This is a genomic window from Streptomyces sp. NPDC028289, from assembly GCF_055565975.1.
Genome location: NZ_JBVHTI010000002.1, coordinates 1,260,524 through 1,272,003, shown reverse-complemented (window position 1 = coordinate 1,272,003; position 11,480 = coordinate 1,260,524). Strand labels below are relative to the sequence as shown.

Genomic DNA, 11,480 nt, shown 5'->3' with positions numbered 1-11,480 from the left:
CTCTACCCGCTCCCGTCGGGCGTACCCCTCACCCGGGCGGAGCGGGCCGCCGGCCCGACCCTCTCCACCACCCCGTCCGAATGAGGTCCCCATGAGCCAGCCGACCACCCGCCTGACCGTCGCCCAGGCGCTGGTGCGGTTCCTGTCCGCCCAGTACACCGAGCGCGACGGCGTCCGGCACCGGCTGATCGCCGGCACCTGGGGCATCTTCGGCCACGGCAACGTGGCGGGGATCGGCCAGGCACTCCTCGAGTACAGCGACGTCATGCCGTACCACCAGGGCCGCAACGAGCAGGCGATGGTGCACGCCGCGGTCGGGCACGCCCGCCAGCTGGACCGGCTCTCCGCGCAGGCGGTCACCACGTCCATCGGGCCGGGCGCCACCAACCTGGTGACCGGCGCCGCCCTCGCCACCATCAACCGGCTGCCGGTCCTGCTGCTCCCCGGCGACTACTTCGCCAGCCACGCGCCCGACCCGCTGCTGCAGCAGCTGGAGCACCCGACCGAGTTCGACGTGTCGGTGAACGACACCCTGCGCCCGGTCTCCCGCTACTTCGACCGGGTCACCCGCCCCGAGGCGCTGATCCCCTCCGCGCTGAACGCCATGCGGGTCCTCGCCGACCCGGCCGAGACCGGCGCGGTCACCCTGGCCCTCCCCCAGGACGTCCAGGCGGAGGCGTACGACTGGCCGGAGGAGTTCTTCGCGGAGCGCGTGTGGCGGGTCCGGCGGCCCGCCCCCGACCCCCTGGAGCTGGCGGACGCCGTGAGCGCCGTGCGGGCCGCTCGGCGGCCGTTGATCGTGGCGGGCGGCGGAGTCCACCACAGCCGCGCCGAAGGCGCTCTGAGGGCCCTTGTGGAGGCCACGGGCATCCCCGTCGCCTCGACCCAGGCGGGCAAGGGCTCGCTGCGCCACGACCATCCGGCCGACCTGGGCGGGATCGGGCACACCGGGACCGCCGTCGCCGACGACCTGGCCCGCACCGCGGACCTGGTCATCGGCGTCGGCACCCGGTACACGGACTTCACCACGGCCTCCGGCACCCTCTTCCGGAACCCGGACGTCCGCTTCCTGAACCTGAACATCACCGGCTTCGACGCCCACAAGCTGGCCGCGCGCACGGTCGTGGCGGACGCGCGGGCGGCCCTGGAGGCGCTGGCGGCGGCGCTGTCCGGGTACCGCGTGGACGGCGCCTACGAGGACGAGTACCGGGCCGGCAAGGAGCGCTGGGACGCGGTCGTCGAGGCCGCCTACCGTGCGGACGACGAGGACGCCGTGCCCACACAGACTCAAGTACTCGGGGCCCTTGACGCCGTCGTGGGCGATGACGACGTTGTCATCAACGCGGCCGGCTCGCTCCCCGGCGACCTCCACAAGCTGTGGCGGGCCCGCTCGCCGCGCCAGTACCACCTGGAGTACGGCTACTCCTGCATGGGCTACGAGATCCCGGCCGGCATCGGCGTCCAGCAGGCGGCCCCGGACACGGTGGTGTGGTCGCTGGTGGGCGACGGCACCTATCTGATGATGCCGACCGAGATCGTCACCGCGGTCCAGGAAGGGCTGCCCGTCAACCTGGTCCTCATCCAGAACCACGGGTACGCCTCCATCGGCGGCCTCTCCGAGACGGTCGGCGGCGAGCGGTTCGGCACCGCCTACCGCTTCCGCTCCGCCGACGGGACCTTCGGCGGGGCGCCGCTGCCGGTTGACCTCGCCGCCAACGCGGCCAGCCTCGGCATGGAGGTGCTGCGCGCCAAGACCGTGCGGGAGCTGCGCGAGGCGCTCGCCGCGGCCCGCGCGAGCGACCGGCCGACCTGTGTGTACGTGGAGACGGACCCGGCGCCGACCGCTCCCGGGGCGGAGGCCTGGTGGGACGTGCCGGTGGCCGAGACCGCCTCCCGCGAGTCCGCCGTACGCGCCCGCGAGGAGTACGACCGGCAGGTCGCCGACCGCCGCCGGCACCTGTGATCCCCCGAACCCCGGAAGGAGGTGTTCCGATGGCCCGTACCGGTGATTCCGCCCGCAGCGCGACCGCCTCGGCGCTCGACACCCTGGACTTCGCCCTGGACCGCGGCAGTCCGGTCCCGCTCTACTACCAGCTCGCCCAGCAGCTGGAGGAGGCCATAGAGCACGGGGTGCTCGCCCCGGGCAACCTCCTGGGCAACGAGATCGACCTGTCGGTGCGGCTCGGCCTGTCCCGTCCCACGGTCCGCCAGGCCATCCAGTCCCTGGTCGACAAGGGGCTGTTGGTGCGCCGCCGGGGCGTGGGCACCCAGGTGGTGCACAGCCAGGTCAAGCGGCCGCTGGAGCTGAGTAGCCTCTACGACGACCTGGAGTCGGCCGGGCAGGGCCCGACCACCCGGGTGCTGCGCAACGAGCGGATCCCGGCGACCGCCGAGGTGGCCGCCGCGCTCGGGATCGCGGAGGGCGCGGAGGTGGTCGTCCTGGAGCGGCTGCGCTGCACGCACGGCCAGCCGGTGGCGTTCCTGTGCAACTACCTGCCCGCCGCCCTGCTCGAACTCGACACGGAACGGCTGGAGTCGACCGGCCTGTACCGGATGATGCGCACGGCCGGCATCACCCTGCACAGCGCCCGGCAGACGGTGGGCGCCCGCAGCGCCACCGCCGAGGAGGCCGTCCGGCTCGACGAGAAGGAGGGCGCCGCCCTGCTCACCATGCAGCGCACCGCGTACGACGACACCGGGCGGCCGGTGGAGTACGGCAGCCACGTCTACCGGGCGTCCCGGTACGCCTTCGACTTCCAGCTGCTGGTACGGCCGTAGAACGTGCCGTGCCGGGCCGGTTGCTGCGGGTTTAACCGCTGGTCCCGCCACCCGAAACCAACACGCCCGCACACGAGCCCCCACGGAGTTTGTCCCGTGGGGGCTCCGTCGTACCGCTTTGTTCAACAAACCGGCAGGCGACCATGTCGATTACGTTTCGGGCAAGAGACGGGCGAGAGAGACGCAGGCTATTGACGCATGAGCGGACAACCGGCTGTTATTGCGCCCACGATGTTCGGCCGAGTTGGTTTCTGATCGGTTTCGGGACCTTTCGAAGATCAACTCTTCCCCTTGCCGAACCCTGTTACTCAGGAGCCGCCATGCGCATCTCCCCGTCCGGTCTTCACGTGCCGGGTCCGAGCCGCCGTAACGTCCTGCGCGGTGCCGGTTCGGCCGCCCTCCTCGCGGGCGCCGGCATACCCCTGCTGTCCGCCTGCGGCGGCAGCGGGTCCTCCTCCGACCCGAAGACCGTCAGCCTCGGCTCCAACTCGTCCGACGCCGTGCCGAAGAAGGCCTTCGCGGAGATCTACGCCGCCTTCACCAAGCAGTCCGGCATCAAGGTCGACGTCAACACGAAGGACCACAACACCTTCCAGGAGCAGATCAACTCCTACCTGCAGGGCACGCCGGACGACGTGTTCACCTGGTTCGCCGGCTACCGCATGCAGTTCTTCGCGGCCAAGAACCTGGCCTCGCCGATCGACGACGTGTGGGCGAAGATCGGGGACAACTTCCCCGACGCGATGAAGCAGCTCAGCAAGGGCGAGGACGGCAAGTACTACTTCGTCCCGCTGTACACGTACCCGTGGGCGATCTTCTACCGCAAGAGCGTCTTCCAGGCCAAGGGCTACGAGGTCCCCACCACCTGGGACGCGTTCGTCGCCCTGTGCAAGAAGATGAAGAACGACGGCCTGGTCCCGATCGCGTTCGGCGACAAGGACGCCTGGCCGGCGATGGGCACCTTCGACCAGATCAACTTCCGCCTCAACGGCTACGACTTCCACAAGTCCCTGATGGCGGGCAAGGAGGCGTGGACCGACCCCAAGGTCAAGGCCGTCTTCGACCACTGGGCCGAGATCCTCCCCTACCACCAGGACGGCTTCATGGGCCGCACCTGGCAGGACGCCGCACAGACCCTGGTGTCCAAGAAGGCCGGCATGTACGTCCTCGGCTCCTTCGTGGCCCAGCAGTTCACCAACAAGTCGGACCTGGACGACCTCGACTTCTTCGCCTTCCCGGAGATCAACTCCGCGTACGGCCAGGACACCGTCGAAGCGCCCACCGACGGCTTCATGGTCAGCAAGTCCCCCAAGAACCACGACGGCGTCGTCAAGCTCATGGAGTACCTGGGCACCCCCGAGGCCGAGCAGATCTACCTCAAGGCCGACTCCAGCGTGGTGGCCGCCTCCAGCAAGGCCGACACCTCGTCGTACACCGCGCTGCAGAAGAAGGCGTACACGATGATCAGCGGCGCCAAGAACCTCACCCAGTTCATGGACCGCGACTCCCGCCCGGACTTCACCTCCACGGTGATGCAGCCCGGTCTGCAGAAGTTCCTGCAGAACCCGAAGGGGATCGACAACCTGCTCTCGTCCATCGAGCGCCAGAAGAAGACGATCTTCGCGTCCCAGTGAGCTCCCGAATGTCGACTGACACCCCCACGAAGTCCCAGGAGGCGGCCGCCGTGCCGCCTCCTGGGCGCGCGTCCGAGAAGAAGCGGGTTCAGCAGGGCCACAAGCGCCTGCTGACCCGCCGTGACCGGATCACCCTCGCCTTCATGGCGGGCGTGCCGACGATCCTCCACGTACTCCTGGTCTGGGTGACCGCCCTGGCCTCGATCCTCCTGGCCTTCACCTCCTGGGACGGCATCGGCTTCGACTCCATCAAGTGGGTCGGGTTCGACAACTTCCATCAGCTCTTCACCGACAACCCGCAGTTCTGGCCGGCCGTCCAGCACAACGTCATCTGGTTCGTCGTCCTCATCCTGATCCCGACGCCGTTCGGCCTGTTCCTGGCCGTGCAGCTGGACAAGAAGATCAGGTTCAGCCGGGTCTACCAGACGGCGTTCTTCCTCCCGGTCGTCATCTCCCTGGCCTGCATCGGGTTCGTCTGGCAGCTGATCTACAACCCGGACACGGGCCTGATCAACAGCATCATCGGCGCCAACAAGCCGGGCCACTACATCGACTGGATCGGTGACCCGAACCTCAACCTGTGGGCGGTCCTGGTCGCCGCGTCCTGGCGGCACACCGGCTACATGATGATCCTTTACCTGGCCGGCCTCAAGAGTGTCGACCCGTCGCTGCGGGAGGCCTCGGCCCTCGACGGCGCGAACGAGTGGCAGACGTTCAAGAGCGTCATCTTCCCGACGCTGCGGCCGACCAACACCATCGTCCTGGTCGTGACCATCATCGAGGCGCTGCGCGCCTTCGACCTGGTCTTCGTCTTCAACAAGGGCGCCCAGGGCACCGAGTTGCTCTCCATCCTGGTGACCAACAACATCATCGGCGAGTCCAGCCGCATCGGTTACGGCTCGGCGATCGCGGTGGTGCTGCTGTTCATCTCCCTGATCGTGATCATTCCCTACCTGATCGCGACCTTCCGGAAGGAGCGGCGCGCATGAGCACCGTGAGCGCGCTGGCCAAGCAGCGCACCCCGATCCGTCCGGCCCGCGTCCTGCTGCACACGTTCCTGGCCCTGACGGCCCTGGCGTGGCTCGCCCCGCTGCTGTGGGCGATCTTCTCCGCCATGCGCCCGTACAGCGAGACCAGCGACCGCGGCTACGTGTCCTGGCCGCACACGCTGAACTTCGACAACTTCAAGAACGCGTTCACGCAGTCGGACATGACCCACTACTTCACGAACACGTTGATCATCGCGGTCCCGGCCGTGCTGCTCACGCTGTTCCTGTCGTCGATGGTCGCGTTCTACGTCGCCCGCTTCGACTTCCGGGTCAACCTGTTCCTGCTGCTGGTCTTCACGGCCGGCAACCTGCTGCCGCAGCAGGTCATCATCACCCCGCTGTACCGGATGTACCTTCTGACGAACCTGCCGGGCATCACCGCGAGCGGCAAGCTGTACGACTCGGCGCTCGGCCTGGTCCTGATCCACGTGGCGTTCCAGTCCGGGTTCTGCGCGTTCGTGCTGTCGAACTACATGCGCTCGCTGCCGCACGAGCTGACCGAGGCGGCGCTGGTGGACGGCGCGTCGGTGTGGCGGCTGTACTGGCAGATCACCCTGCCGCTGTGCCGGCCCGCGATGGCGGCCCTGGCGACCCTGCTGTCGATCTGGATCTACAACGACTTCTTCTGGGCGCTGGTGCTGATCTCGACCGGTGAGAACATGCCGATCACCTCGGCGCTGAACAACCTCTCCGGCCAGTACTTCACCGACCCGAACCTGGTCGCCGCCGGGTCCCTGCTCACCGCGATCCCGACGCTGGTCGTGTACTTCGCGCTGCAGAAGCAGTTCGTCAGCGGTCTGACCCTGGGCTCCGCCAAGGGCTGATCCGGCCCCGTCCGAAAGAGAACCTCGTGCACAACCCGTTCACCCCGGTCGCCTCCGTGCCCGTGGACACGCGCACCGCCCGTGTCCACGAGGAGGGCTGGCAGTCCTGGTCGCCCAGTGGCTCCTACGCCCTCGGCACGGCCCCGTACCGCCCGACGAACGCCAACTGGGCGACCGTGTGTTACCGGCCCGGCCGCAGGGTGCCCGCCGGGGCGTTCCAGGGCGAGGGCCTGCTGGCGGTCGACCCGGGCGACGGCTCCCCGGTCCGGCTCTGGGCGGCGGCCGACCCGCTGCACGAGGTTCCGTCGGTCCGGCTGACCGTCGCGGCCGGGGTCGCGGAGGTCGAGGCCGACGGCCCGGTCAAGGAGTGGACCGGCCCGGACATCCAGTCCGTGCTGGCCGACTGGGCCGGCGCCCTGGCCGTGCCCGCCCCCCGCCCGGCGCCCACCGTCTGGTGCTCCTGGTACGAGTACTTCACGGCCGTCACCGAGGACGACATCCACGAGAACCTGCGGGCGATGGACACCCTCGACCTGCCGATCGACGTGGTACAGATCGACGACGGCTACCAGAGCGCCCTGGGCGACTGGCTGACCCTCTCCGGCCGCTTCCGCTCACGGCGGGGCATCGCGGACGCCATCCGCGCCCGCGGCCGCCGGGCGGGCATCTGGACGGCGCCCTTCCTGGTCGACCCGGCGAGCGCGCTCGCCGAGACGTACCCGGACTGGCTGGTCCGCGACCCCGACGGCAACCCGCTGCACGCGGGCCGCAACTGGGGCCACGACCTGTACGTCCTGGACACCACCCACCCGGCCGCCGCGGCCTACCTGACCGACGTCTTCGCGACGCTGCGCGCGGAGGGCTACGACTACTTCAAGGTCGACTTCCTCTACGCGGGCGCGATGGACGGCGTACGGCACTCGGGCGCGGACGCGCTCACGGCGTACCGGCTGGGCATCGGCCTGATCCGGGAGGCGATCGGCGCGGACGCCTACCTGCTCGGCTGCGGCGCGCCGATGCTGCCCTCGATCGGCCTGTTCGACGCGATGCGGGTAAGCCCGGACACGGCTCCGCACCGGCGGCCCGAAGCCGACGACTTCAGCCAGCCGGGCCAGGATCCGGCCGAGTTCACCGGCGTCGGCCGCCAGTGGCAGCACGGCCGCCTCTGGGTCAACGACCCCGACTGCCTGATGGCCCGCCCCGCCGTGGAGACCCGTGCGCGCTGGGCGGCGCACGTGGAGGCCGTCGGCGGCCTGGTCGCCTCCAGCGACCGGCTGCTCTCCCTCGACCAGTGGGGCGTGGAGACCACCCGCCGCCTTCTCACCGGAGCCACCGGAGTCACCCGATGAACGACCGCACCCTCTCCGTCCCGGGCATCGCCTACGGCGGCGACTACAACCCCGAGCAGTGGCCCGAGGAGGTGTGGGACGAGGACGTCCGCCTGATGCGGGAGGCGGGCGTGAACATGGTCAGCGTCGGCATCTTCTCGTGGGCGCTCATGGAGCCGTCCGAGGGCGTCTACGACTTCTCGCGCATGGACCGGATCCTCGACCTGCTGCACGAGAACGGCATCGCCGCCGACCTCGCCACCCCGACGGCCGCCCCGCCGGCCTGGTTCTTCCGCGCCCACCCCGAGGCGCTCCCGGTGGACCACGACGGCCGCACCCTGTCGTACGGCAGCCGCCAGACCTTCTGCCCGAGCAGCCCCGCCTACCGCGAGGCCGCGCTCAGGATCGCGGGCGCGCTCGCCGACCGGTACGCGAGCCACCCGGCCGTCCGGATGTGGCACGTCCACAACGAGTACGGCTGCCACAACGCGGCCTGCTACTGCGACACCAGCGCGGAGTCCTTCCGCCGCTGGCTGCGGGCGAAGTACGCCGACGACCTGGCCGCCCTCAACGACGCCTGGGGCACCACCTTCTGGAGCCAGTGGTACTACGACTGGGACGAGATCCTGCCGCCCCGCGCGACCGGCGCCGTCCCCAACCCGACGCACCAGCTGGACTGGCGGCGGTTCTGCTCGGACGAACTGCTGTCGCTGTACAAGGCGGAGCGGGACGTCCTGCGGGAGGCGGCCCCAACGATCCCCGCCACCACCAACTTCATGGTGATGTACAACTTCGACGCCCTCGACTACTGGCGCTGGGCCCCGGAGCTGGACGTGGTGGCCAACGACCACTACCTGATGTCGGCCGACCCGGAGTCGCAGATCGACGTCGCGCTGAGCGGCGACCTGATGCGCTCGCTGGCGGGCGGGCCGTGGCTGCTGATGGAGCACTCGACGGGCGCGGTCAACTGGCAGCCCGTCAACCGGGCCAAGACCGCGGGTGAGTTGCGGCGCAACGCGCTCGCGCACGTGGCGCACGGCGCGGACGGCGTCTGCTACTTCCAGTGGCGGGCGGCGAAGGCGGGTGCCGAGCAGTGGCACTCGGCGATGCTGCCGCACGCCGGGACCGACAGCCAGATCTGGCGGGACGTCGTCCGGCTCGGCGCCGACCTCCGGGCAATCTCCGAGGTCCGCGGCAGCACCGGCACGGCCGAGCTGGCCGTCGTCTGGGACTGGGACGCCCGGTGGGCCGTGGAGCTGCCCTCGCAGCCGAGCGAGAAGCTGCGCTACCTGGACGTCGTCCGCGCCTGGTACGAGCCGCTGTGGCGGGCCGGCGTGGCGGTGGACTTCGTCCGGCCGGACGCGGACCTGTCGGCGTACAAGGTGGTGCTGGCCCCGAGCCTGTACCTGGTGGACGACGCGGGCGCGGCGAACCTGACCGCCTTCGCGGAGGGCGGCGGCACCCTGGCCGTCGGCTTCCACAGCGGTGCGGTGGACGAGAACTGCCATGTCCGGCTGGGTGGTTACCCGGGCGCCTTCCGGGAGCTGCTCGGCGTGTACACGGACGAACTGTTCCCGCTGCTGCCCGAGGAGCGGGTGACGCTCGGCGACGGCGGCACGGGCTCGCTCTGGTCCGAGCGGGTGCGGCTCGCGGGCGCGGCGGCGGTGACCTCGTACGCCGACGGACCGCTGGCCGGGGTGCCGGCGGTGACCCGGCACGGCTACGGCGCGGGCACCGCGTGGTACGTCGCGACGCTGCCGGACGCGGACACCCTGGCGGGGCTGCTCGGCCGGATCCGCGCCGAGGCGGGCGTGCCCGCGGGCCGCACCGTCCCGGCCGGTGTGGAGGTCACCGTGCGGCGCGGTGCGGACGCGGACTACGTCTTCGTGATCGACCACACCGGCGAGGGCGCCGAGGTCCCGGTCGCGGCCGGGTCGGTGGAGCTGCTGTCCGGCAAGCCCGCCGACGGCACGGTCGCCGTGGCGCCGGGCGAGGTCGCCGTCGTACGGGAGCCGCGCGGTCAGTGAGCCGCGTCCAGGCGGGCGCGCTGGCCGGGCGTCAGCTCCAGGTCCACGGCGGCGAGGTTCTCCTCCAGCTGGGCCACGGACGACACCCCGGCCAGCGGGACCACCGGCAGCGACCCGCCCAGCAGCCAGGCCAGCACCACCTGGTTGCGGGTCGCCCCGGTCTCCCGGGCCACCTCGTCCAGTGCGGCGAGGCGGGCCGGGGTGCCGGGGTGGTCGTGGTCGGCGGGGAGTGTCCTGCCCCGCTGGGTGTAGGCGCCCTTGAGGAGCGGTGAGTAGGCGACCAGGGTGAGGTCCGGCTCCGCGCGCAGATAGCTGCGGAGCTGGGCGTCCGTGCCGCCGAGGCTGCCGTCCGGGAACAGGTCGTCCGGGACGTCGGTGCGCGGGCGCAGGTAGCTGTGCTGGTACTGGAGCACCTCGTAGCCGGGCAGGCCCTCCGCGGCGGCGAGGGCGCGGGCGCGTTCCAGCCGCCAGACGGCGTGGTTGCTGGCGCCGAGCAGGCCGACGGTGCCCTCCGCGACGAGCGCGGCGAACCCCTCGACGGTCTCGCGGAGCGGGACGGCCGGGTCCTCTATGTGGGCGTACAGCAGGTCGAGCCTCTCGACGCCGAGGCGTTCGCGGCTGCGTTCGGCCGACTCCCGGATCACCTTCGCGGACAGGCCCTCCGGATGGTCGGTGTAGCCGGTGCCGGGGGCGAGGGGGCGGGCGCCGAGCTTGGTGGCGATGACGACCTCGTCGCCGATCCCGCGGCTGCGCCGCCAGCGGCCGAGCAGTTCCTCGCTCTGGCCGCCCTGGCTCCCGTCCTCCCAGAAGGCGTAGTTGTCGGACGTGTCGATGAAGTTGCCGCCGGCCTCGACATAGCGGTCGAGGACGGCGAAGGAGGTCTGCTCGTCGGTCCGGGACCCGAACAGCATGGCGCCGAGCGCGAGGACGCTCACCTCACGGCGGGTGCCCGGGTCGGTGCCGATGGTGCGGTACTTCATGCCGTCTCCTCCGTCCGCGCACCCGGGGGTTCGGGTGCACGGAGGCGAGTCTTCGGCTTGAAGTGCGCTTGAAGTCAAGGGTGCCGGGCGAACGGTCCGTCCAGGGCCGCCCACTGCAGCAGCATGATCGTCTTGGCGTCGGCGATCTCGCCCGTCCGGATCATCTCCAGGGCGCGCCGGAAGGGGAGTTCGAGGATCTCGATGTCCTCGCCCTCCTCGTCCAGGCCACCGCCCTCGTGGGTGCGCGTCGAGGGGCCGTAGGCGGCCGCGTAGAAGGAGATCCGTTCGGTGACCGAGCCCGGGCTCATGTAGACGTCGAAGACGTGCTCGACCTCGCCGACGGTGTGGCCGGTCTCCTCGACGACCTCCCGGCGGACCGCGTCCTCGGGGTGCTCGGCCTCGTCGTCCAGGAGCCCCGCCGGGGTCTCGACCAGCATGCCGTCGGGGTGGCCGTTGACGTACACCGGGAAGCGGAACTGGCGGGTGAGCAGGACCGTTTCGCGCCCGGCATCGTAGAGGAGGAGCGTGGCGCCGTTGCCCCGGTCGTGGGTCTCGCGTTCCTCGGTGTGCCAGGTGCCGTCGGCGTGCTGGAGGTCGAAGGTGGTGGCCCGCTCGACGTACCAGTGGCTGGACAGGAGTTTCACCTCCCGGACCTTCACGCGCGGGTTGCCGGTCAGCTCCAGACCGGTGCGGTCGAGTCCGGTACGGCCCCGGCGGTCGGGGGTGTCGATCCCGGCGGTCATCACAGACCGTCCGGGCGGGTGAGGGCGTTCAGGTGACTCATGGTCACCTGTCTACCACCCGCCCGCAACAGCGCCCCGAAGGGGCGCTGGGGGTACCCCCGGCCGAAGGCTGGGGGA

General features: G+C 70.8%; 9 protein-coding genes. 7 read left to right on the top strand and 2 right to left on the bottom strand.

Features of this window, described 5'->3' with window-relative positions; translation table 11 throughout:
- Positions 1-91 precede the first annotated feature (91 nt).
- The 7 genes from iolD (at position 92) to ACZ4UV_RS13620 (ending at position 9,640) form a co-directional block, all read left to right on the top strand.
- Positions 92-1,963, top strand: coding sequence for a 3D-(3,5/4)-trihydroxycyclohexane-1,2-dione acylhydrolase (decyclizing) (gene iolD / locus ACZ4UV_RS13650; RefSeq protein ID WP_467837853.1), 1,872 nt, complete (start codon positions 92-94; stop codon positions 1,961-1,963).
- 29 nt (positions 1,964-1,992) lie between these two features.
- Entirely contained in the window at positions 1,993-2,778 is a 786-nt protein-coding gene (locus tag ACZ4UV_RS13645) for a GntR family transcriptional regulator (RefSeq protein WP_351489159.1), read from the top strand.
- A 320-nt stretch (positions 2,779-3,098) separates the two neighbouring features.
- Entirely contained in the window at positions 3,099-4,412 is a 1,314-nt protein-coding gene (locus ACZ4UV_RS13640) for an ABC transporter substrate-binding protein (RefSeq protein WP_451020787.1), read from the top strand.
- An 8-nt stretch (positions 4,413-4,420) separates the two neighbouring features.
- Complete coding sequence (locus tag ACZ4UV_RS13635; RefSeq protein WP_351489155.1) at positions 4,421-5,401, top strand: carbohydrate ABC transporter permease; 981 nt, start codon at positions 4,421-4,423, stop codon at positions 5,399-5,401.
- A complete protein-coding gene (locus tag ACZ4UV_RS13630; RefSeq protein WP_451020788.1) occupies positions 5,398-6,285 on the top strand; it encodes a carbohydrate ABC transporter permease in 888 nt (295 codons plus the stop codon). Before ACZ4UV_RS13635 ends, ACZ4UV_RS13630 begins: the two co-directional genes overlap by 4 nt.
- Positions 6,286-6,311: 26 nt before the next feature.
- Positions 6,312-7,634: a glycoside hydrolase family 36 protein gene (locus tag ACZ4UV_RS13625; protein ID WP_451020789.1), complete on the top strand. Its 1,323-nt coding sequence runs from the start codon at positions 6,312-6,314 to the stop codon at positions 7,632-7,634.
- A complete protein-coding gene (locus tag ACZ4UV_RS13620; RefSeq protein WP_467837849.1) occupies positions 7,631-9,640 on the top strand; it encodes a beta-galactosidase in 2,010 nt (669 codons plus the stop codon). The genes ACZ4UV_RS13625 and ACZ4UV_RS13620 overlap by 4 nt, the downstream gene beginning before the upstream one ends.
- Here ACZ4UV_RS13620 and ACZ4UV_RS13615 read toward each other — a convergent pair.
- The gene (locus ACZ4UV_RS13615; RefSeq protein WP_390036830.1) at positions 9,634-10,620 is read right to left on the bottom strand and encodes an aldo/keto reductase; all 987 of its coding nucleotides are present in this window, start codon (positions 10,618-10,620) and stop codon (positions 9,634-9,636) included. The genes ACZ4UV_RS13620 and ACZ4UV_RS13615 overlap by 7 nt on opposite strands.
- A 74-nt stretch (positions 10,621-10,694) precedes the next feature.
- Positions 10,695-11,363 carry an NUDIX domain-containing protein gene (locus tag ACZ4UV_RS13610; protein ID WP_390036832.1) on the bottom strand — a complete coding sequence of 223 codons (669 nt, stop codon included), beginning with the start codon at positions 11,361-11,363 and terminating at the stop codon, positions 10,695-10,697.
- Positions 11,364-11,480 lie beyond the last annotated feature (117 nt).

Bases quoted from the DNA above. Each gene is read 5' to 3' on its own strand.
- ACZ4UV_RS13640 (WP_451020787.1), top strand. From the start codon at position 3,099: ATGCGCATCTCCCCGTCCGGTCTTCACGTGCCGGGTCCGAGCCGCCGT.
- iolD (WP_467837853.1), top strand. From the start codon at position 92: ATGAGCCAGCCGACCACCCGCCTGACCGTCGCCCAGGCGCTGGTGCGG.
- ACZ4UV_RS13630 (WP_451020788.1), top strand. From the start codon at position 5,398: ATGAGCACCGTGAGCGCGCTGGCCAAGCAGCGCACCCCGATCCGTCCG.
- ACZ4UV_RS13615 (WP_390036830.1), bottom strand. From the start codon at position 10,620: ATGAAGTACCGCACCATCGGCACCGACCCGGGCACCCGCCGTGAGGTG.
- ACZ4UV_RS13645 (WP_351489159.1), top strand. From the start codon at position 1,993: ATGGCCCGTACCGGTGATTCCGCCCGCAGCGCGACCGCCTCGGCGCTC.
- ACZ4UV_RS13635 (WP_351489155.1), top strand. From the start codon at position 4,421: ATGTCGACTGACACCCCCACGAAGTCCCAGGAGGCGGCCGCCGTGCCG.
- ACZ4UV_RS13620 (WP_467837849.1), top strand. From the start codon at position 7,631: ATGAACGACCGCACCCTCTCCGTCCCGGGCATCGCCTACGGCGGCGAC.
- ACZ4UV_RS13610 (WP_390036832.1), bottom strand. From the start codon at position 11,363: ATGACCGCCGGGATCGACACCCCCGACCGCCGGGGCCGTACCGGACTC.